General features: G+C 65.5%; 16 protein-coding genes and 1 tRNA gene. 3 read left to right on the plus strand and 14 right to left on the minus strand.

Features of this window, described 5'->3' with window-relative positions:
- Positions 1–212: 212 nt before the first annotated feature.
- Positions 213–1,955, minus strand: coding sequence for an ABC transporter ATP-binding protein (locus J2Y55_RS07530; RefSeq protein WP_310150045.1), 1,743 nt, complete (start codon positions 1,953–1,955; stop codon positions 213–215).
- 623 nt (positions 1,956–2,578) lie between these two features.
- On the opposite strand from J2Y55_RS07530, the gene J2Y55_RS07535 reads away from it, so the two are divergent.
- Positions 2,579–2,652: transfer RNA gene (locus J2Y55_RS07535), tRNA-Gln, on the plus strand.
- A gap of 151 nt (positions 2,653–2,803) precedes the next feature.
- Entirely contained in the window at positions 2,804–3,388 is a 585-nt protein-coding gene (locus J2Y55_RS07540) for a hypothetical protein (protein ID WP_310150046.1), read from the plus strand.
- A 21-nt stretch (positions 3,389–3,409) separates the two neighbouring features.
- On the opposite strand, the gene J2Y55_RS07545 is transcribed toward J2Y55_RS07540, so the two are convergent.
- Together J2Y55_RS07545 and J2Y55_RS07550 are read right to left on the minus strand one after the other, a co-directional pair.
- Positions 3,410–3,715 carry a hypothetical protein gene (locus J2Y55_RS07545; protein WP_310150048.1) on the minus strand — a complete coding sequence of 102 codons (306 nt, stop codon included), beginning with the start codon at positions 3,713–3,715 and terminating at the stop codon, positions 3,410–3,412.
- An 85-nt stretch (positions 3,716–3,800) separates the two neighbouring features.
- Positions 3,801–5,258 carry a trypsin-like peptidase domain-containing protein gene (locus J2Y55_RS07550; protein WP_310150050.1) on the minus strand — a complete coding sequence of 486 codons (1,458 nt, stop codon included), beginning with the start codon at positions 5,256–5,258 and terminating at the stop codon, positions 3,801–3,803.
- A gap of 264 nt (positions 5,259–5,522) precedes the next feature.
- Between J2Y55_RS07550 and J2Y55_RS07555 the strand changes: the two genes are divergently transcribed.
- Positions 5,523–5,918, plus strand: a complete 396-nt coding sequence (locus J2Y55_RS07555; RefSeq protein ID WP_310150053.1) for a hypothetical protein — start codon at positions 5,523–5,525, stop codon at positions 5,916–5,918.
- A 109-nt stretch (positions 5,919–6,027) separates the two neighbouring features.
- Here the strand turns inward: J2Y55_RS07555 and J2Y55_RS07560 are convergent, their stop codons facing one another.
- The 11 genes from J2Y55_RS07560 to J2Y55_RS07610 all read right to left on the minus strand — a co-directional run bounded on the left by J2Y55_RS07560 (position 6,028) and on the right by J2Y55_RS07610 (position 20,646).
- Positions 6,028–7,065 (minus strand): GSCFA domain-containing protein, encoded by a 1,038-nt coding sequence (locus J2Y55_RS07560; protein WP_310150056.1) that lies wholly within the window; start codon positions 7,063–7,065, stop codon positions 6,028–6,030.
- 205 nt (positions 7,066–7,270) lie between these two features.
- On the minus strand, positions 7,271–8,731 hold the full coding sequence (locus J2Y55_RS07565) for a polysaccharide pyruvyl transferase family protein (protein WP_310150059.1): 1,461 nt from the start codon (positions 8,729–8,731) through the stop codon (positions 7,271–7,273).
- Entirely contained in the window at positions 8,728–9,915 is a 1,188-nt protein-coding gene (locus J2Y55_RS07570; RefSeq protein ID WP_310150063.1) for a hypothetical protein, read from the minus strand. The genes J2Y55_RS07565 and J2Y55_RS07570 overlap by 4 nt, the downstream gene beginning before the upstream one ends.
- On the minus strand, positions 9,912–11,099 hold the full coding sequence (locus J2Y55_RS07575) for a polysaccharide pyruvyl transferase family protein (protein ID WP_310150066.1): 1,188 nt from the start codon (positions 11,097–11,099) through the stop codon (positions 9,912–9,914). Before J2Y55_RS07575 ends, J2Y55_RS07570 begins: the two co-directional genes overlap by 4 nt.
- Positions 11,100–11,131: 32 nt before the next feature.
- Complete coding sequence (locus J2Y55_RS07580) at positions 11,132–12,442, minus strand: glycosyltransferase family 4 protein (RefSeq protein WP_310150068.1); 1,311 nt, start codon at positions 12,440–12,442, stop codon at positions 11,132–11,134.
- A complete protein-coding gene (locus J2Y55_RS07585; protein ID WP_310150071.1) occupies positions 12,439–14,622 on the minus strand; it encodes a glycosyltransferase family 2 protein in 2,184 nt (727 codons plus the stop codon). The genes J2Y55_RS07580 and J2Y55_RS07585 overlap by 4 nt, the downstream gene beginning before the upstream one ends.
- Before the next feature lie 5 nt (positions 14,623–14,627).
- Complete coding sequence (locus J2Y55_RS07590) at positions 14,628–15,380, minus strand: hypothetical protein (protein ID WP_310150074.1); 753 nt, start codon at positions 15,378–15,380, stop codon at positions 14,628–14,630.
- Positions 15,377–16,630 (minus strand): glycosyltransferase family 4 protein, encoded by a 1,254-nt coding sequence (locus J2Y55_RS07595; RefSeq protein WP_310150076.1) that lies wholly within the window; start codon positions 16,628–16,630, stop codon positions 15,377–15,379. The genes J2Y55_RS07590 and J2Y55_RS07595 overlap by 4 nt, the downstream gene beginning before the upstream one ends.
- Positions 16,627–17,484: a class I SAM-dependent methyltransferase gene (locus J2Y55_RS07600; RefSeq protein ID WP_310150078.1), complete on the minus strand. Its 858-nt coding sequence runs from the start codon at positions 17,482–17,484 to the stop codon at positions 16,627–16,629. Before J2Y55_RS07600 ends, J2Y55_RS07595 begins: the two co-directional genes overlap by 4 nt.
- Positions 17,481–19,763 carry a glycosyltransferase gene (locus J2Y55_RS07605; RefSeq protein ID WP_310150080.1) on the minus strand — a complete coding sequence of 761 codons (2,283 nt, stop codon included), beginning with the start codon at positions 19,761–19,763 and terminating at the stop codon, positions 17,481–17,483. The genes J2Y55_RS07600 and J2Y55_RS07605 overlap by 4 nt, the downstream gene beginning before the upstream one ends.
- A gap of 61 nt (positions 19,764–19,824) precedes the next feature.
- Positions 19,825–20,646, minus strand: a complete 822-nt coding sequence (locus tag J2Y55_RS07610) for a calcium-binding protein (protein ID WP_310150083.1) — start codon at positions 20,644–20,646, stop codon at positions 19,825–19,827.
- Positions 20,647–20,654 lie beyond the last annotated feature (8 nt).

Raw genomic sequence — 20,654 nt, forward strand, 5'->3', positions numbered from 1 at the left:
CCCGTTCTGGCCCGGTGGCGAAACGCCCCGATGCTAATTGACAGATGTCGCATGCCGACGCCTCTGCGTCAGCCGGCATAATCATTTGTGTACCTATGAATTTGAAGAGCCCTAAATCGCTTGTCAACGCCTAAAAAACGTCAGCCTCTGCGCAAGCCGGAGGCAGGTTTCAGAGCCTGTTTCACGCTCCGGACAGCCGCTCCGGCTGAGCCTCACTCGGCCGCCCCGAGCGACAGGCGCAGCGGCGAGACCTGCGCCTCGTGCAGGGTCTGGTAGGGGCCGCCGGCGTGCACGAGGTCCTCATGCCTGCCCTGTTCGGCGATGCCCTCCTCCGTCACCACCACGATGCGGTGGGCATGGCGGATGGTGGCGAGCCGATGCGCGATGACCAAGGTCGTGCGGCCGCGCGCGAGCTCGCTGAGCGAGGCCTGGATCGCCTGTTCGGTCTCGGTGTCGAGCGCCGAGGTCGCCTCGTCCAGGATCAGGATCGGCGGGTTCTTGAGGAAAATGCGGGCGATGGCGAGGCGCTGCTTCTGCCCGCCCGAGAGCTTGACGCCGCGCTCGCCGACCACGGTGTCGAGCCCGGCGGGCAGATCGGCGATCATGGCGTCGAGCCTGGCGCGGCGCGCAGCCTCGGTGATCTCGGCCTCGGTGGCGTCGAGCCGGCCATAGGCGATGTTTTCGCGGATCGTACCCGCGAACAGGAAGACATCCTGCTGCACGATGCCGATCTGCCTGCGCAGGCCGGCCAGGGTCATGTCGCGGATGTCGATGCCGTCAATGCTGATGGCTCCGGAATCGACCTCGTAGAAGCGCGGCAAGAGCGAGAGCAAGGTCGTCTTGCCGGCGCCGGACGGGCCGACGAAGGCGACCGTCTCGCCGGGAGCGATGGCAAGATCGACGCCCGCCAGCACGGGCCGGCCCTTGGCATAGCCGAAGCTGACGCCGCTGAAGCGGATATCGCCTTCGAGCGCCACGGGCACGATCGCGCCCGGCTTGTCCGCGATATCGGGCTGCGTCGCGAGCAGCTCCTGATAGCGCCGGAAACCGGCGATGCCCTTGGGATAGGTCTCGATCACGGCGGCGATCTTGTCGAGCGGGCGGTAGAACACGCCGACCAGCAGCAGGAAGCCGACGAAGCCGCCGATCGTCAGCGAGCCCTGCACGACATACCAGGTGCCCGCCAGCATCACCGCGAGCTGCACCAGCCGCATGCCGAGATAGTTCAGCGCCTGGCTCGCCGCCATGATGCGATAGGCGTCGAGCTTGGTGGCGCGGTAGAGCTGGTTGTCGCCGGCGAAGAGCGCGCGTTCATGCGCCTCGTTGGCGAAGGCCTGCACCACGCGGATGCCGCCGATATTCTCCTCCAGCCGGGCATTGAACGCGCCGACGCGGCCATATTGCGCCTGCCAGTTGCGGGTCATGCGCCCGCCATAGCGCGCCACGATGAAGCCGGCGAGCGGCACCACCAGCGCCGTCATCATGGCCAGCTCGACATGGATATAGGTCATCAGCACGAAGGCGCCGAGGAAGGTCATCACCGCGATGAACAGGTCTTCCGGCCCGTGATGGGCGACCTCGCCGATCTCCTCCAGATCCTTGGTGACGCGGGCGACGAGATGGCCGGTCTTCTGCTCGTCATAGAAGCGGAAAGAGAGTTTCTGCAGATGGTCGAAGGCCTGCCGGCGCATCTCGGTCTCGATATTGATGCCGAGCCGGTGCCCCCAATAGGTCACGATCGCCATCAGCCCGGAATTGACCGTGTAGATCAGCAGGAGCCCCGCCCCCGCCATAAGAATCAAGGGCCAGTCGCCGCGCGGCAGCAGGATGTCGACGAATCCCCTCACCGCCAGCGGAAAGCACAGTTCAAGCAGGCCGGAGATCACGGCGCAGCCGAAATCGACGAGGAACAGCGTCCGGTGCGGGCGATAATAGGTCAGGAAGGCGCGTAACATGGCGCTCTCATAGCAGTTTGCGCCCGGCTTGTGCCCGGTTTTTCCTGCCGGGCCGGCATGCCGGAACGCGCATCTCCAAGGCTGCTTTGAGAACTCCCGAGCCCTCATCCTGAGGAGCGCTCCGCAGGAGCGCGTCTCGAAGGATGTTCCAGGAGGCTCCGGAATCATCTGGAGCATCCTTCGAGAGGCCGCTTCGCGGCTCCTCAGGATGAGGGCTGGAGTTTCGAAACGATCTTCTTGCCCGCTCAAACTGCCTCTTTAGCGCTCACTCCTGCCAAATATGACAAAACGGCGCTTTTATGGGCAGGAAGATTAAAATAGGGACAGCCATGCTGTCCCTTTCCTCTTGTGCAGGGCCAAAGGAAGCCCTATCTCTTGTGCACCGCAGCAGAGATGCTGTGTCGCCCTCCTTGGGCGTTTCCTCCCTAGACTTCGGGCTGCGCTTCGGCGTAGCCCTTTTTCTTTTGGGGCTACGCGCAGCGCGCTCGGCTGCGCGAAGGCCACGACAATCCCAACGACACAGTGTGCTCGCGACGGATCATCCACAAGCTCGCATTCTGCACTTGCCATCCGGGCTCGGTTTGATTAGACCCCGGCTCACCAACGCGAACGCACCGCGCCGTTGGGGGATCGTCTAACGGTAGGACCCCAGACTCTGACTCTGGTTGTCTAGGTTCGAATCCTAGTCCCCCAGCCACTTACCGGTGGCGCCAAAAAATCGAAACCAATCAAATATTTACCGGGTGCCAAAATTACCCCGGCACCCAACAGGGGACCCAAAATGGTACCCAACGGGGCTCGCAACGTCACTGTGAGACCAAACTTCCAACCAACACGGGAGCACTGCGGTGATCCACGAGAGTGCGCCCTGGAAGCGCCACCTTCAGCTAGATGCGGACGTGATCGAGCGGTGGGCGTCCAGGCCCCAGCAATCGGAGCGTCGATCATTCCTGGTGGAACGGAAGGTGTTCCTTGCCGCCTACGCCATGAGGAAGCTGGACGACGCCGTGAAGATATCTACCGATCTCCTGGCAGCAGACATCGCAGTAGTGCGATTTCCGCCGACCGCGCCCGGCTTCACTCAGTTCAACAACCACAAGTTCGATACCCACTTTGATCTCGGCTCACCGGAGGCCATGGGTCTGCCATGCCGGCGCCTCTTGAACCTGCTGGTCCATAGCCTCGTGTTTGTCGAGGTCCTGGGGCAGGCTGAGACGTACGACGCGTTCATGGTCACGTCGGATCAAGACCGAGCCAAGGGCCTAATCCAAGTGGAAATCGCCACCTTCGTCCGGGTGATGAGACTGGTGGCGGCAGATTTTCCGAGCGATGCAAAGTACGTGCGGGACGGCAAGGGTGGTGGAATGCGCGCCTGGGCGGGACACGGAGAGCCTTTGCCGGGAGCAACTTGGTTGCGTCGTGGTGGCCGCTGAAGGGACACGTCGGTCCGGCATCTAGTCTGAGGTCGCGATGGGACTGGTCGCACCTACTCCGAAGATATCGGCCACGGGGAAATCCGCATACAGCTTCGCAGCAGCGGCGATATGATTTGGGACGTGCCCCAGGAACGCCAGCAGTAAATTGTCGATCTCTTTCGCCTCAAAACTTTCCGGGTTCTCGCAAAACGCAACGTAGCGTCGCAGGTCATCGAGCCAGTCGGTCATGTGAAAGGCGACATCCCGCGCGACCTCGGGCGGCAAGTCCATCTCTGCCAAAGCTGCTTGCTCTATGCGCTCCCGAACCCGTCCAGCGTCGAACATCCCGTGCCCTCCCAACTTGTCGGCAATCATGCTGGTGGCGCTGGGTTCCCGCAACTTCCGCAACGGGTCGGAACGGACCTGTCGATCATCGGCAGGTGATGAGCACGCTCGCCTTCTTCGCCCTCTCGGCAAGGTCGGCGGGGTCCAGCTTTTCCCCCGGCACGCCCACATCAAAGCTGATCTGGTTGGCGTCCAAGAAGCTCGTGGCCAGGGACGCCTTCACGGCGAAGTTGACGTTCTGCGGCAGGTCCCCCTGATTCTCGGCCATTTTGATCGCGTCCAACTTGGCCGTGACGATCCCCACCACGTTGCCCGATGCGTCCACCAGCGGCCCCCCGGAGTTTCCCGACTGAACCGGGGCGGACACCTGAAGGTACCTGCTATCATCCCGGAGCCCTGCCAGCGCCGTGACGTTGCCCAAGGTGAAGTTCCCGGTGGTCGCCAGAATGTCGCTGTGGGGGAACCCAAAGGCAGCGATGCCTTCACCCAGCCGGACGCTTGCGCGGATCGGGAGGGTACGCTCCGCCTGCCCCAAGACCTTCAGGACCGCGAGGTCGTTCGTGGCGTCCCTGGCGACTAGCTGGACGGGCACCGGTGTGGCCCCGTCAGGCCGGGCGGTGATGGTCGTGCAATCCTTGACGACATGGGCATTCGTCAGGATGTGCCCTGCCTTGGAGACGAAGAAGCCCGACCCGGTCGAGAACTTCACCTTCGCGGGTTCCTGGGCCGGTGGCGGTGAAGGCGGTGGAGCAGGACGCTGCTGGCTGGCCACCTCTGGCTCTGGGGGCTTGTCCGGCTTTTCCCATGGGTAAGTGCCCCGCTGCGTGGTCGGGAAAGGTGAGCCCGTCATGGAGGCCCACAGGGAACCCGAGATGATCGTCACTAGGCGGTTGCCGTAGATCGGTGCATCATCCTCAGACCAAGACATGTCGAAGCCGAGGATGCCGTCGCCGTCCGTGTGGTATCTGACGTACCGCTTGTAGCGCCCCTGATTGACGGCGATCGCGAAGAAGTCCCCTTTCAGGACCTTGAAGTTGATGCTGTCGCCACTGCCGACCATCTCGCGGAGCGTGGCCTCGTAGGCCGCCCCCACGGAGGCCGCTGGGATTGCATTGAACTTCAGCTTGAACCTGTTCCTGGGCTCCCGCATCTCCACCCCGAGGTCCGTGCGGGTGGCTTGGAGGTCCAGTCCGATCGGGACCCACAGCTGTCGCCCTCGGGTCGGATGGGGCACCCAACGCAGCCCCCAGCCGTTAAGGACCGACGACGCGGACTGGAGCATCTGCCCAACCTGGGCCTTCGTCAGGATACCGGTAGGTTCCTCGCCACGAGCTCGCTGGAACTGCTGGGTCGCGTCGTAGAGCCGGCGCGAATAGGTCACGTTGGGCACGGCTGGCCAGAAGCCCGCGCTGGTCAGGACGATCTGGAACCAGAGGCGCGTATCGACCTGAAGGCCGTTGAAGGTCTCCTGGGCAGACCGAAAGTATGGGTCTGGGGCCTGAGCAGCGGCCGGTGAGCCGGCAAGGGCCAGCGCCATCAACATGACCACTCGCGTACGCATATCGTCCCCGCCACTCAACAACCTTAACAATAGGTTAAGGAGAGGCAGGGGGAAGTCAACGAGATGATCTCGGTAGAGTTAGCGCGGCGCCCGGCGCCCCTGTGCAATTAGAGCGCCCTGAGGCACGTGAAGGCGCCTCTTGAATCTACGGATCGGGGGCACACAGGCCCATTTTCGGGAAAGGCCGATGCATGGACAGACCTTGGCAGGCTTGCAGTCTTCCTGAGACGCATAGATTTTAGCGCCATGGCGACCTTTGTACCGACGACGCAACAGCGGGCCGATATTTTGGAAAGCCTCGCGCTCGTGGGACCTGCAAAGCCGGTGGGTTATCTCCCGCTCCCGACGGTGATGAAAGTCCTCCGCCTCACGATACCAGCCGTCGAGCAAGATTACGCGAACGGCAGTCGTCAAGTGCGAGTGCTTGGACCTGAGGATTGCTGCATCAAGGGAGGCGCAGTCTACGTATTCGACCAGCCGGCGCTGGCGTCCTTACTGTCCGCTTCCAGCACCCTTTTGACCGATCTCGGATGGCCCATAGATGGCGAGGCTTTCATCCGCAGGATCGCTGTCGAGTGGGTGACAGATGACCACCCACTGATCGGGCTAGTGCGCCAAGCCTTCGGCGATACGCGCCCATGATGGGGTTATAGCGAGTGCATCCTGCTGGGGCGCGGTGGTCCATTAGGACCTCCGCGCTATCGTGCTGCGCGCAGTCGATTCCGCGCAGCACGATATCTTCGTCGATCGACTAAGCCGCTTCCGAGCGTGCCGCTTCGCCGCTGAGATAGCTGCGCTCGAAATGGCTCATCACGCAGGAGACCATGTCGCGCGCGACGTGGAGCTGGTCTTCCTGGAAGGCCAGCGCGCGCGGCGAGTTGAGCACGATTTCGTAGCTCGGGAAGTAGTCGACGAAGTCGAAGCGCCGGAAGAGCTCCTCGGCGACCGCCCGCAGCACCGATTTCGAGCCGCTATTGGCGACGATGACGTCGGCGTCCTTGAAGGTCGCGCCCAGCGGCACCGGCGAGACGGTGACGACGAAGCGCATCTCCGGGTGGCAATGCTCGCGGATCATCGCAATGATCTGCAGCATGTCGGCAAGCGTCGCCTCATAGCCGTAGTCGACGAAGCGGAAGCGCTCCGGCATGCGCGCGAGCCAGGCGGGGCCGGGATGGGCGTTCATCGCAAGCCCGGTCTCCGCATCGAGCCAGGTCTCGGTCAGGCCCAGGGTGAAGAAGCAGATGCGCGCCTGCTTGATCGTCGCGGTCGCGGCGGTCAGGCGCTTGCGGTTGGCGAAGGCGGTCTCGCGGTCGAGCAGGCGCAGGCCGCTGGCATGCGGATCGAACCACTGGTCCGGCGCGAGCTCGATCAGCCCGTCATGCGGGTAGCTCTCGTCGAGCAGCACGCGCTTCAGTTCATGCGTCATCGAGCGCACCGAATATTTGTTCAGCGCGCCCCGGCTCAACTCGCCGCCCGCGGCCCCGCCGCCGCGCCCGGTCGTGGCGTCCCAGGTCTCGAAATGCTCGGCCGGCACGCCATGGCCCCTGGTGACCAGCGACAGGCCGCGCATCATCAGGACATTCTCGACCTCGCGCGCGAAGCAGGAGCCCATGGTGAAGATCGGCCAGGACGGATCGATCTGGAATTTCGGCTTGTGCTCGATCTGGACGAAATCGCCGGTGGTCAGCCGGGTTTTCGCCATCCGCTCGGCCTTGCCCGAGGTCCAGCCGCGGGCGGAATTGCCGCGCATGATCGAGAGCGCGGTGCCTGCGTCGTATTCGATCTTCATCGGTATGCTCCTGCCGCTACTGGCCGCCGGCGTCGCCGCCGCGGACCCCCTCAAAAAGCGTTTTCCAGCGAAGTGGACGCCGGTTCGCGTGAAGAAAACGCGTCAAAACAAAGTGCTAGAGCGGATGAACGATCCAATTGGATCGGAAACCGCTCTAGACAATCGATCGCAGGAGCCGCCGGCGCGAGCCGGCGGCCCGGCCTCTTCACATCCGGTGCGGCACGCCGTTCGCCACCAGGAAATTCCGCATGCGGTCATAGGACTGGGCGTAGGATTTCGAGAGCGCGTTCAGCGCCGCCTCCTGGTAGACGGCGCGCCAGCCGCCCTCCGCCAGCGCCGCTTCCGGCACGACCGGGATCTTCAGCGTCTCGGCCAGTTCCTGGCTGCGCGTGTCATAGGCGACGAGCACGCCAGGCACGCCATGCGCCACCGCCGGCAAGACGCCATGGACGCGGTAGCCGACCGCGAGGTCGAGGCCAGCCGCGAATTCGTCGTAGCGCTCGACATCGAAGAAGCTGAACAGCTTCTTCTCGTAGATCTCGCGCATGCGCGCATCGTCGGGCCCATCCCACCAGCCGGAATGGACGAACTCGGCGACGGCCTTGGCCTTGGCGGCATCGTCGCGCAGGAAGAAGGCCTTCTCCTCCTGCTCGCCATGCGAGGACATCACCATGTCGCTCTGGCTGTCGACCTTGAGCAGGGCCTGGCGCTGGTTGCGGATATAGGTCTCGGGATTGGCCGTGTAGCTGCTGTCGAATTCGCGGCGCAGGCTGAAGGCCACTTTACGTATCTCGCGCTGGTCGGGAATCTTGATGGCGAGGTCGCGGTTGCGGGTGCGGAAGATCGAGGGGCAGCCGACGACCTCGACATTCTTGACGCCGTTGTGCCGCAGGGTCTCGGCGCTGAAGGCGCCGCGCACGCCGATGGCGGCGCAGCGATCCCCGACGATGCTCCAGAACCGCTTCGAGCCCTCGGAGAGCTCGATCGCGCGGTTCAGGCTCGCCTGCGCACCGACGCCGATGGCGTAGACCGGCAGCTTGACGCGCTCCAGCACCTCGACGGCGCGGAACCACTCCATCTTCTCATGGATGAAGTTCGAGCCGCGCACGAAGACATAGTCGAACTCGCTGGCGTAGCGCTCGATATCGGCCTCGGTCGGGTTCATGATCTTCATCGGCTCGAGATGCGCATAGCGCAGGAGCTTCAGCGTCGAATCGTAGACGATCATGTCGCCGATGTTGAAATAGTCGGAGAGCAGCTTCTCCATCGGCGCGCGGTACCAGCGCACCTTGTCGTGGTCATAGACCTCGCCGGCCGGGTAGATCACCAGCGCTCTCAGCGCCTTCGTGGTCGCGACAGGCCTCAGATACGAGCCCGGGGCGAGCGCGCCCGTCGCCGCATCCATGACCGCGACGGAATGCGGGCGCCCGTCGGGCAGGCGCGGCAGCGGTATGGTGAGCTCGGCGACGGTCGCATCGCCGGGGACCAGGGAGCCTGGATGAATCGTGGCGTAGTCCTGCCCATCGAGCAGAAGGCGCAGGTCCGGCCAGCTGCCCTCCGGCCGGCGGGCGGCCGAGACGACGATCTCGCTCGTCGTTGCGCGCAGGATTTTCATGGCCTGCCCTGTCGAGCTGGCAGCAGTGAGGTTGAGGACGGGCGCGTTCATGGTGTCTCCTTCACGATCCGGACCTTGATCCGGACGAGGTCCCGCTCCGGGCCGATCTTGCAGCCGGAGACATGTAGCTTCGTCATGAACAGGAAGGCCTCGTCGCCGGTCGTTTCGAAATTGCGTGAGGGCGAGGCCGGGTCGGCGATCGCGCCATAGGCGTAGCGCTGCTGGTCGCTACAATCCTTGCTCCATAGCGTCGGATGGGTGACGAGCGTCTGCAGCGGCGTCCAATTCAGCAGGTCGCTCGACCAGCTATAGGCGACGCGCCCGCCGACGACGCCCTTGGACGGGTCGGGGCCGAGATGGAAGATCGCGAGCCAGCGCCCGCTTGCCTCGTGCCGCGTCACCGAGCCGACCGTCGTCGGCAATTCCTTCAAGGGCTGGCAGGGTTTCGCCTGCGACAGGTCCCCGCGATAGGGATCGACCGCGCGCAGGGTGAAATCCGCGCCGTCATAAGCCCGCCAACTGGTCGCATCCTCGATATTCGTCGTCTTGAACAGGCAGACGCCGGGCTTTTGCCCCTCGCCGCCCGTCGTCGCGATCAGCGCATACCAGGCGCCGTCACGCTGGACGATGTTGGAGGGGTTGAAGAAGCCGCGATGGCGCCCCTGCCCGACATCCTGGCGAAAGGTCGGGGCTGCAACCACCGTCGGCGGCTGATCGGGAGTGAAGCTGCGCCCGCCATCGCGCGAGCGCGCCGCGGTCACGACATTGTACCAGCAGCTCATCGCCTCCTTGAAACGGCAGGCGCCAGGATGCTCGTTGGCGTGATACTCGTCATGCATCAGCGCGAAGACGTCGCGGCCATTGCCAGTCCAGGTCGCGCCGATCCAGCTAAAATCGCTGAAATCGCTGGGATTGGCGCTGCGCTTGGCCTGGAAGGAGATGGCGCAGGACGAGGCGACCCGATCGAGCCCGCGGCCGATCATGGCGCGACTGCGGTGGTGGCTCGCAAAGGCGACGACCTCGCCGCGGTCGTCGCGATAGGCCCGCAGCGGCGCGTCGGGGATATCCCATTGCTCGCAGCGCTGCCGGGCCCAGTCGAAGACGACCTCCTCCTGCGCACCGGGCGCGATCTCGACGCGGTAGCCGGGCGCCTGCGCGGACAAGGCAGAGGGCACTGCCAGCAGCATGAGCGCCGCCAGCGGACCCGCAAGCTCGGCGCGACATCGCTTCATCATGCGACCTTGCGCTCCGGCTCGGCGGCCGCTGCCGCCTGCCCGAGCATCTTGTTGTCGACGCGGTTCTCGACCAGGAAGTCGCGCATCGCGCCATAGACCTGGGTATAGTTGGCGTTGAAGCGGTCGAAGCGCGCCTGCTCCCAATACTCCTCCAGGCGGAACTCCTGCCCGGAGAAGACGTCGAAACTCGGGATCTTGAAGGTTTCCGCGAATTCGACGGTGCGGCTGTCATAGGTGAAGTAGATCGACGGCGTACCATTGGCGAGCGCCATCAGGTTGCCGTGCAGGCGATAGCCGAGCACGAGGTCGAGCCCGCGCACGAGCTGCTGATACTCGGCGACCACGTCGGAATAGAACATCCGGCTGCGGTAGAGCCGCTCCATCTCCTCATCGAGGAACCACTCATTCGCCCAGCCATTCTCGCGCAGGGCGGCAATGGCCTCCTCCTTCTGCTCGGGCGTGCCGAGCGCGAGCTTCTTTTCCTCGACCTCGCCCTGCGCCATCAGGGTCACGTCGAAGCGGCCCGCCATCGTCTTCACCAGATCGCGATGGAAGGTCAGGTAGCGCTGGATGTCCTGGGCATAGTCCCTGGAGACCTCGCGCCGCATCGTCACCCCGACCGTCTTGACCTGGTCGAGCGCCGGCAGGCGGATCGCGAGATTGGGGTTGTTGGCGCGGAACGCCGTCGGGCAGCCGATGATGCGGACATTCTTGATGCCGAGTTCGTTGAGCACCTCGGCGGAATAGGTGCCGCGCACGCCAAGCGAAGCGGTGGACTCCGCGATCAAGCGCAGCACGGTCTTGGTATCCTGGCTCAATTCGAGCTTGCCGCTGACGGGCGCCTGCGCGCCGATGCCGAAGGCGATCACCGGGATCTTGAGCCGGCGCAGGACATCGACCGTCCGTTCCCAGTCCATTTCGGCATGGACGTAGTTGGAGCCGCGCAGGAACACGTAGTCGTATTCGGCATTCAGGCGATCGATCGCCGCCGGGTCGACATGGCTGATCGGCAGCGCGTCGAGCTGCTCGAAGTTCAAGAGCTTGAGCGAGGAATCGAAGACGAAGGCGTCGCCGATGTTGTGATAGTGGTTGATGTGGCTGGCGAGCTGGCTGTGGTCGTACCAGCGCACATTATCGTGGTCGTAGACCTCCCCGGATGGGCTGATAACGAGGATGCGGGCCATATTTGCTTTTCCCTTTTTATGTCCGCTTGGCATCAGGCGATCATTGGCGTCGCCGTGCGGCTTGCTGGCATCGGCATGCCTCGCTCAGCGATCAGGCGCTGGTAGAGCGAGACATGGGTCGCGGCGCATTCGACATGGTTGAGCGGCGGGGTGATGCCGCCACGCAGCCGTGACCACAGATCCGGCTCGGTCAGCGCCCGGGTCATGCAGTCGACGAGATCCTCCGGGCTGCCGGAGCGGAAATGCAGGCCGCTGACCTCATCGGTGATCTTCTCGGCCATGCCGCCGAGATTGCTGGAGAGGATCGGCCGGCCGTGGAAGAAGGCTTCCTGGATGACGATCGGCGAATTCTCCCACCAGATCGAGGGCATCACCACCCAATCGACCGAGCGCATCAGGTTCGGCATCTCATGGTTCTGGAACGCGCCGCAGAAGCGCACGCGCCGGCCGGCGCTCTCGACGAGCTTGGCGAACTTGTCCTGATAGGCCTGCGGCTGGCGCTCGAGATTGCCGCCATAGACCAGCAGGATCGAATCCTCGCCCCAGACCGCATCGGGAATGCGCGTCACGGCGTCGATCAGCACATCGGCGCCCTTATAGGGGGTGAGCTGTCCGAAATAGGCAAAGCGCGAGCGCCGCGCCGTCGGCTCCGGCAGCGGGCGCGGCGGCGCGACCTCGGGCACGTCGATCCCGTTCTCGATCACCGAGAAGCGCTCTTTCGGCAGGCCCCAGGCCTGGTAGCGCTCGGCCAGGAAGTGGCTCGGCGAGATGTAATGGTCGGCAAGGCCGAGCACGCCCTTGATGAAGGTCTCGCGCGCCAGGAAGCGGGCCGGCGAGATATCGGGGAAACAGGCGTTGCAATCCGTCGGCGAGGCCCGGTAGCAGAGCTTGAAGGCGCCGGTCTTCACCATCTGGCCGTGATGGTGGCAGATCGAGAGATATTCGTGGAACGTCACCACGATCAGCGCATCGGGCAGCGTGTCGCGCACGGCGAAGATGCATTCGAGCCCGAGCCCGATGAAATGGTGGAAATGCACCACATCGGGCTTGAGGTCGCGCAGGGCCCGGATGAAGTCGCGCTCGATCTCCTCCGTGGCGCGGTTCGAGATCAGGAAGTGGTCGTAATCCTCGGCATAATAGAGCAGTTCGCCACCTTGCTGGCGCAGGCTCATCAGCGCAGTCCCGGCATGGCGCGGCGTGGGCGCGCCGACGCGGGCGAGATAATTTGTATCGACGCCCTCATGGGCCTGCAGGCCCTTATGCAGGTTGTAGGACGCGATCTCAGCGCCGCCGAGCGAAAACGACGGATGCGCATGGGACACAACAAGAACCCGCATCTTCATCCTCTCATGTTCGAGATTGCGAGCGCCCAGCGGCGGTCGAAACTGGTCCGGTCCGCGAGCTGCGCCAGCGCCCCGATATGAGGCCGCGCCATCTCGCCGTCGTCGACGACATAGACCTCGACCTCGGGGACCCAGAGCGAGGGTGCGCCGCCCATCCTGAGCTTGAGGCAGAGATCGAGCCCCTTCTCGCCGGTGGTGAAGTAGTTCCGCGCAAAGCCGCCGGCTTCGATGAAGGCGGCGCGCGCCATGACGCAGCATTCGGTCGCCCCGGCTGCGACCTCCATCGGCCCGAGATTGCCGATGGCCTCCAGGGGATAGCCGACATAGCGGTTTGAGACGCGCCGGTTCGCCCCCTCGCCATCGAGCCAGGCTCCGGCCCAGCGGATCGAATTATCCTCGAACAGCAGGGTCGGGCTGGCGACGCATTGGCCCCCTCGCCCGCGGAAGGCCCGCTCGAGCCGGCCGAGCCAGCCCGGCATCCTGATCTGCGCGGCGCCCGAAAGCAGAGCCACGGTCTGGAAACGGCAGGCACGCACGCCGGCCTCCAGCGCGTCGCAGGCGTCCTCGACGCCCTCGACCAGGACGAGCCTGACGGAAAGCCCATAGAACCGCGCCAGACGCCGCGCCTCCGCGCCGATCTTGTCAAAACTCTCGCCCGGCGCCGCCAGCACGATCGGGATGGGGCGGACCTCGGGATCGATCGCGAGCAGCGCGAACAAAGCGGACAGCTCGCGATGACGATGATCGAGCCCGATCACCAGGCCAAGCGGCGCCTCCGGGTCGAAGGCGCCGACATCGAAGGTCTCGACCACGCGCGGCGGCGCGATCTCGGCCGCCTGCAAGGCCGGGGCGACCTGACGCTCGACCACGAGGTTCGCCGTCGAGGAGCGCGGGTCGAGCAGGCCGAAGATGCGCTCCAGCGTCGGGCGCGCCTGGCCGCGGCCTGGCTCCAGCGGCAGGAAGGCCGGACCGGAACCTTCGATCTCGAACTCCAGATAGAGCGGCTGTCCGGGCTCGGGTATCAGTTTCGGCGCAAAGACGATGAAGCCGTGGCTGCTGCGGCGCGCGGCGAGAGCAGGACCGAAACGCGGATCCTCCATGAAGGCCGCCGAGACGTCGGGCCGCGTCACGCGCGTCCAGAGCCGGTCGATGACGCAGGATTGCGCGCCGCTGCGCAAGGTGACGGCACTGACCTTGCGTTCCGGATCGAACAGCCAGCCGATGATCAAGACGCCGGCGCTCTCGATGATGGTGGCGTTGTCGATGCCCGCGCGCACGGGTACGTCCAGCAGGCAGACCGTGTCGCGGCCGTCGAAGCGCTGCGAAGCACGGCGCAATTTGTCGGTCGTCGCCTGCGGGGCCGTGCCGCGCTGCAGGCCATCGCGCAGATGGCCGGGAACGGTGATCGGCTCGAGCAGGACATAGCGCTCATAGACTTCAAGCGCGCGCCAGCCATCGGTGCCGCGGAAGAACAGGCGCTCGATCTCGCTGGGATGGCGGATGGCGCAATCCTCCAGCATGCCGAAGAAGCCGCGCGCGCCCTCGCCGAGATCGTCGCGCTCGAAGGTGCCGGCCTCCAGCGCCGCCGGCGTGAGGCCGCCATTGGCGATCAGCAGCTTGGTGCGTCCGGCAGCGAAGTTCGAACTCCAGCCTTGCAGGAAGACGCCCTCTTCGAGTGCACCCATCACTTCGACGAAACCGCCGGGCTTGGCGACCGATTGCAGCAGCATCCCGACCGCACGCAGACGGCGCGGGTTGGATTTGCCAGCCAGCAGGATCTCCAGCAAGCCGTCGACCACGGTCGGGAAGGACTGGCCCGCCTCCTCCGCCAGCGCAGCCAGGAAGGCCTGCAGCGGCAGCGGCTTCGGCGACAGGATCAGGCGCAGCGGCCGGCCCGGACGCCCAAGCAGGATGGCGCCCGGTTCGGCGCGGTCGGCGGATGGCGCGGGCGCCAGGCACAGGAAGCCCACCGCCATGGTCGGATCAGCCTGAGGCCGGCGCCAGGTCAGCGCCATGGTCTCGACCTTGTTGCGCGGATTGCCGTCGACCGCGACCGGAACCTTGCCCGGTATAGCGTCGCAGGCGCTCATGATCAGGATCGCGTTCTCACCCAGCGGCGTCCAGGCGACGGTTGGCGCGGGACTGAGGCGGGTTCGTTCGGGAACGATGACTTCGCTCATGGACATCACCGATCAACCAGCGTCACGGCGAGCGTGACAAAGGACAGGAGGGCGGCAAGCCCCGACAGAAAGCCGAGAATGACGGTGACCTGCCGCAGCGGAGCACGCGCCTCCTTGCGGATGGTGACCAGCCGCTCATCGAAGCTCGCCAAGGTTGCGTCGAAGCGCAGCTGGAAGATGTCGAGCTCGGCGAGACGCCGGCTGATATGATCCTCCCGCGCCGCCTCCACCTCAGTATCCCGCGCCGGGGCGCGGTCCTCGTTCAGGCGCAGCGCAATCTGGTCGAGCTTTTCGCCAAGCTCCTTCTGCGCGATCTGCGTACGCCGGTTCAGCGCGATCAATGCCTCGACGCGGTCGAAGAAACGGGCCAGCGGCACGGCGATCGCCGCCTCCGCCGCAAGCTCCGCCGGCGGCGGCAGCCTGAGTTCGAGCTCCGCGCCCGTGCTCGGGGAGACACCGATAATGGTCAGGTGGTCGCGCGCCGCGGCGACGGCATCGTCGAGTTCCATGGCGAAGGCGTGCTTGCCGTCACCGATGCCGTTGCGGCGTAGATCGATCCTGTTCTGATCGGCCTTCGCCTCCTGGACCGGCGCGCCATCGCGCAGCAATTTGACCGTCAGGCGCTCCTCGGGGCGCGCCTCGTCCCAGATCCAGCCATGCAGCCGGCTGCCGTCGAGCGCATCGACGCGGCCGTTCAGGCGGGCCGGCGTGACGTTGGGCATGCGGATCGTGTCGTCCTGGTTCTGCGCCATCGTCATGCCGCCACCTGGAGCTTGAGCCTGTCGAACAGACCAAGATGCGTCACCGTGCAATCGGCCATGCCGGACTGCGGCGCGATGCCGTCGACGAGGCGCTGCCAGAGCCCGTCTTCCTCGATCGCACGGCGCAAGACACGGGCAAGATGGGCCGGATCGCCCGGCCGTGCATGCAGGCCGTCGACGCCGTCGCGCACCATCTCGGCCATGCCGCCGATGCCGCTGGTGATCACCGGGCGGCGATGCTGGAACGCCTCCTGGATGACGAGCGGCGCGTTCTCCCACCAGATCGAGGGCATCACCACCCAGTCGATCTCGCTCATCAGGGCCGGCACGTCCTCGCGGCGATAGGGGCCGCAATGGGTCACCACGCCGCCGGCCGCGGCGAGGGCCTGGCCGAAAGCGGTGGTGAAGGCTTCAGTCTGGAACGGCGCGCCGCCATGGATGCGCAGCTCGAAGCCGGTTTCACCGGCAGCCTTCATCTGCTTCGCCGCCTGCAGCAGGGGCAAGGCCCCCTTCCAGGGGTTGATGTTGCCGAAATAGCCGAAGCTCGTCCTGCGTCCCTCGGTCGGGCGGTGCGCGACGGCGTCCTGCGCCGGCCGGGCATTGGCGATGACCTCGATCTTCTCGCCGGACAGTCCCCAGTCGAGATAGCGCTGGCGCAGGAAGTGGCTCGGCGCGACGAAACGATCGACCGCGGCCAGATGCGTCTTCAGGAAGCGCTCGCGCAGCAGGAAGCGATCCGAACCGATCTCGGGGAAGCAGCCATGGCAGGCCGTCGGCGAGGCGCCGGAACAGCGCTGCTTGTCGGTCGGCCGCACCATCAGCCCGTCATGGTGGCAGATCGGATAATAGTCGTGCAGCGTCATCACGATCGCCGCGTTCGGCAGCAGCCGGCGCGCCAGCGGCAGGAATTCCGCGCCGATCAGGACGAGGTGATGGATGTGGATGACGTCCGGCCGGAACTCCTGCAGCAGCGTCGCGAGGTCCTGCAGCGTGCCGTAATGATCGATCTGGCTGAGGTGGAAGCGGTCGAAATGGCCGCTCCAGAGCAGCACGTCGCCGTTCTCGCCGGTCGCCTGGAGGGCGGTGCCGGGATGGGGCTGCCGGTGGATGCTGTTGGTGGCGCCCAGGAACAGCACCTCGCAGCCCTGCTCGCGATAGCCCTGGGCCAGGTCATGGGCGAAGATCTCGGTCCCGCCGGGATGCAGGTCCGGGTGATTATGCGCGACGACGAGGATGCGGCGCGTCATAGGTTGTGCTCCGGGCCACGCTCCGGGCCGCGCTCCGGCTTGATGGCGATCAGCAGGTCCTGGTAATGCGCCGCGCTGATCCCCCGCCAATGGCCGCGGCTCAGGCTGGAGACGGACAGGCCGGCATTCTGCGTGGTCTCGAGCAGGAAGCCCGCGTCGATGCCGGCCGCCGCCAGCGGCGCCTCCTCGATCGCGTACCAGCCCGGCCCATCCTGCCAGCGCTTGAACTTCAGGCGCTCTTGCCCCGTGCTCTGGCCGTCGAGCGCGAAGGCGGTCAGGAAGAGCCGGCCACCAGGAGCCAGCAGGCGCGAGGCCTCGTTGACATAGACCGTGAGCTCGTCGGGCGGCAGATGGGTAGCGACCGACACCATCGTGATGAAATCGAAGCTGCCATTGGCGAAGCCGAACTGCACCTCGGTGCCCGGCAGCGAGCCTTGCGGATTATAGAGCGGATGGGCGATGTCGAGCCGCTGGAAGCGGAAGCGCGGATAGGCCGGCGTGATCGTCTGCGCACACCACAGGATGCCGTCCATGACGGGGTCGACACCGTCATAGCTGCCGCGCTCGGGATCGAGATATTGCGTCAGCGGCACCGCCATGCGGCCGATGCCGCAGCCGATGTCGAACACGCGTTCCGTCGGCGACAACCGGCCCAGACGGACGAAATGACCGAGGAATTCCGAGCCGATCGCGCGATAATCGCCATCGCCGACAAAAATGCTGTCCGGCGGCGGATGCGGCAGGAAGCGGTTGGTCTGGACCGAGGCCAGCAACCAGTCGAACTCCGGCCCGACCGGGCAGCTGGGAAGCGCCGGTTCGGGCGCAATGGGTCTCAAGGCCAGTGTCGCCGTCATGCTGCTGTCGCTCTCCTGAGATTGGCGCGGGGAAGGATGTCGGGCTCGCGCAGGGATGGCTTGCGCACTGATGCGGGAGCGTCGATCTCGCTCATCAGCAATTCGATCTGCGCGTCCCAGCGCCGGGTCTGCAGCCAGGAATTATGCTGCGAGGCGACGCCGCGCGTGTAGTCGAGGCTCTTCGAGATCGACTGCCGCTCGAGATGGTAGAGCGCCACGCCGGGCGCATAGACGATGGCGAAGCCGGCGCGCCTGATCTTCAGGCACAGATCGCTGTCCTCGTAGTCGCCAATGACATAGGCGTCGTCGAAGCCGCCGATCTCGGTGAACAGCGCCCGGGACATGACGATGCAGGCACCGGTGACGCCCGGCACCGGCCGCTCGACATTCGCCGGAGCGTAATGGCCCGGCATGCCCTTGAAGTAATGATGGTTGAGCCAGCAGCCTTTGCTGTCGCGTTTGAAGTAGAGCCCCGCATGCTGCAGCGAGCCGTCGTCATAGAGCAGTTTGGGCCCCACGGCGCCGACGCGATTGCGCCGGTCAAGCTTGCGAATGAGTGCCGGCAGCCAGCCATCGCTGGCCGGGATCACATCGGAATTGACCAGCGCCAGCGCCTCGCCGCGCGCCAGGTTCGCGCCTGCATTGCAGGCAGCCGAGAAGCCGCCATTGCGGCCCATCACGACGAGCTGCATCGGCAGGCCATAAGCCAGGTGAAGCCCGCCCAGGAGATGGGCGACCTCGGCTTCATGCTCGGGCGAGTCGAGCACATAGATAAGCTCGGCCTTGTCGGCGAACCAGGAATCGCCGGCGAAGGCCGGAATCTGGACGCGCAGGAACTCGTAGGCGCGATAGAGCGGAATCACGACCGAGGCGGCCGGGCGCGCCGGCGTCTTGCCGAAACGCTTGATGCGCGGCTCCGGCCGGTCCTCGCGCAGCTGCGCCTGGCAGGCGGCGAGCATCGGGGCCAGTGTCCTCTCCATGATCTCGGCCGTCAGATGCTGAGGCGGGATCGCGGCGAGCGCCCGGGCGCGGACGGAAACCGCATCGGCCGGCTGGAGGGCCGGGCGCAGGAACAAAGACGTGCCGGATTTCAGCTTCAATTCGCAGCGTGGTTGCAGAACCGGAGCGCCGGCCGCATAGCCGGGAACAAGCGCGGCAAACCCCGTCGCGGAACGAGGCTCATTGCCGGGACCTCCCGGCAGCAGCGCCGGAAAGCGCTCCAGGCGGTCAAGGATCGGGGTCGCAGCCCCCTCGCCGCGATGAAGCAGCATCTGATCAAGCAGGCCGTCCGGATCGCGCAACCAGCCGCCCAGCAGCAGGCCGCCCGCATTGCACAGCGCGATATCGAGCTCCGCTGAAGGCAGGTCGTCGCTGCGGCGGACATTCTGCACCGCGAGCGGCGCGCGCCGCTGCATCTCGATAGCAAGCAGCCTGCCCTGCTCCGATAGCCCGGAGAGCTGTTCGACGATCCAGTTGCGCAACCCGTCGCGCGTGCTGGACTTACCGGCCCACCAGCGGCCGAGCGACGGCGCCGCCTGGCGCGCCGGCAAGGCACGAATGACGAAACCGGTCTCGCCCTGGAGCAGGAGCAGACCAGCACTGCGCGCCGGTCCCTCATCCAGGATGAAATGCAAGGCACGCTGCCCGGCGCGGTCGACCGCGCCCAGGCGTGGCCGGGTGTCGAGGCGGCTGAGGCCCGCACTGTCGAGCCGGTGGATGGATTTGATCGGACTGAGCCCGCCTTGCACCGAGGTTTCGACAAGGACCTTGCCCTCAACCAGCGCGGCCACGGGCAAGGCCGGCGCGGGCTTGGGCGCAAGGCAGAGCAGGAACTGGCGCAGGAACGAGAGATAGCTTGCCGTCGCAGACAGGCCGAACAATGACGGCCAGGGGCCGACAAGCGCGCTTGCAAGGGCCAGCCTCGCCTTCGGCGTCAAGTCGCGCAGAATCTCCGCAGGCTCGGTCATGCCGTGGACCAGGGCCGGATCGAACCGCGCCGTGATGTCCCCGGCCGTACCTTGATCGGAGAGCGTCGCTACGATGCCGTCATGCCCGCCATGGCGGAAAGCGACGACGACGCGCTCGCGGCCGTCACTCAAGCCGAGCGTGACCGCAGCCGAGGCCAGGCGCCTGCCGCCACCGACCAGTGAGACGCCGGGACGGCCGAAAGACGGCGCATCAAGCGTCCACGACAACAGGAAGACCGATCCGCTGAGCCGGAACAGGTCGAGATGCGTTGATCCAGTGTCCACCGCTTGGGCGGGCGCAAGTGTAAGCATGAGGCGACATCCGGCTGAGCAGGGAGCGACGCCGGCCGGAGAGGCCGGCGTCGCAGTTTCATCAGGCGACCGAGAAGTAGGAGTGCGGATCGCTCTGGATGTCTTCGGCCGTGACACCGACGAGGGTCAGCGTATCGCCATGGCCGAGATCGATGATGGCGTTGCCGCCAACCGTCGTCGCGCGCGCCGCCACATCCTCGGCGGAGTGAACGCCCGTGCCGTTGATGTCCGAGGCGATCTGCAGCATGTCCGAGCCGGCCTGGAAATCGAGTACGACATCGTTGCCGCCGCCACCGGCGAAGACGAAGACGTCATGGCCAGCGCCACCCGAAAGGAAGTCGTCGCCCGCGCCGCCGAACAGCAGGTCATCACCCGCTCCACCTTGCAGGATGTCATTGCCGGCGCCGCCAATGAGCACGTCATTGCCCGCACCGCCCTGCAGAAGGTCGTTGCCTGCACCACCTTGCAGGATGTCGTTGCCGGCGCCGCCTTGCAGGATATCGTCCCCGGCACCGCCGAGCAGGATGTCATTGCCGGCGCCGCCCTGCAGAATGTCGTCCCCGGCACCACCGTCCAGGACGTCGTTGCCGGCTCCGCCGGTCAGGAAATCGGAACCGTCATCGCCAAACAATGCGTCATTACCCGCATCGCCGGTCAGGAAGTCGTTGCCGTGCCCCCCGAAAAGGACATCGTCGCCGCTGCCTCCGAAGATGGCATCATCGCCGGCATCACCGAAGACCACGTCATTGCCGCTGTCGCCGAAGAGAAAATCATCTCCGCCACCACCGTGAATGACGTCATGCCCTGCGGCGCCATGAATGACGTCGCTGAATCGGCTGCCGATCAAAAAGTCGTCGAATGCACTTCCCTCTATCGTGGCCATATAGTCAC

This window comes from Allobosea sp. BE125, assembly GCF_031456075.1.
Lineage (GTDB): Bacteria > Pseudomonadota > Alphaproteobacteria > Rhizobiales > Beijerinckiaceae > Allobosea.

What these genes read in the sequence shown, in the direction of transcription:
- J2Y55_RS07580 (WP_310150068.1), bottom strand. Translation starts at nt 12,442, where the DNA reads ATGAAGATGCGGGTTCTTGTTGTGTCCCATGCGCATCCGTCGTTTTCG.
- J2Y55_RS07590 (WP_310150074.1), bottom strand. Translation starts at nt 15,380, where the DNA reads ATGACGATGGCGCAGAACCAGGACGACACGATCCGCATGCCCAACGTC.
- J2Y55_RS07555 (WP_310150053.1), top strand. Translation starts at nt 5,523, where the DNA reads ATGGCGACCTTTGTACCGACGACGCAACAGCGGGCCGATATTTTGGAA.
- J2Y55_RS07600 (WP_310150078.1), bottom strand. Translation starts at nt 17,484, where the DNA reads ATGACGGCGACACTGGCCTTGAGACCCATTGCGCCCGAACCGGCGCTT.
- J2Y55_RS07610 (WP_310150083.1), bottom strand. Translation starts at nt 20,646, where the DNA reads ATGGCCACGATAGAGGGAAGTGCATTCGACGACTTTTTGATCGGCAGC.
- J2Y55_RS07550 (WP_310150050.1), bottom strand. Translation starts at nt 5,258, where the DNA reads ATGTTGATGGCGCTGGCCCTTGCCGGCTCACCGGCCGCTGCTCAGGCC.
- J2Y55_RS07585 (WP_310150071.1), bottom strand. Translation starts at nt 14,622, where the DNA reads ATGAGCGAAGTCATCGTTCCCGAACGAACCCGCCTCAGTCCCGCGCCA.
- J2Y55_RS07595 (WP_310150076.1), bottom strand. Translation starts at nt 16,630, where the DNA reads ATGACGCGCCGCATCCTCGTCGTCGCGCATAATCACCCGGACCTGCAT.
- J2Y55_RS07605 (WP_310150080.1), bottom strand. Translation starts at nt 19,763, where the DNA reads ATGCTTACACTTGCGCCCGCCCAAGCGGTGGACACTGGATCAACGCAT.
- J2Y55_RS07565 (WP_310150059.1), bottom strand. Translation starts at nt 8,731, where the DNA reads ATGAACGCGCCCGTCCTCAACCTCACTGCTGCCAGCTCGACAGGGCAG.
- J2Y55_RS07545 (WP_310150048.1), bottom strand. Translation starts at nt 3,715, where the DNA reads ATGTTCGACGCTGGACGGGTTCGGGAGCGCATAGAGCAAGCAGCTTTG.
- J2Y55_RS07560 (WP_310150056.1), bottom strand. Translation starts at nt 7,065, where the DNA reads ATGAAGATCGAATACGACGCAGGCACCGCGCTCTCGATCATGCGCGGC.
- J2Y55_RS07530 (WP_310150045.1), bottom strand. Translation starts at nt 1,955, where the DNA reads ATGTTACGCGCCTTCCTGACCTATTATCGCCCGCACCGGACGCTGTTC.
- J2Y55_RS07570 (WP_310150063.1), bottom strand. Translation starts at nt 9,915, where the DNA reads ATGATGAAGCGATGTCGCGCCGAGCTTGCGGGTCCGCTGGCGGCGCTC.
- J2Y55_RS07575 (WP_310150066.1), bottom strand. Translation starts at nt 11,099, where the DNA reads ATGGCCCGCATCCTCGTTATCAGCCCATCCGGGGAGGTCTACGACCAC.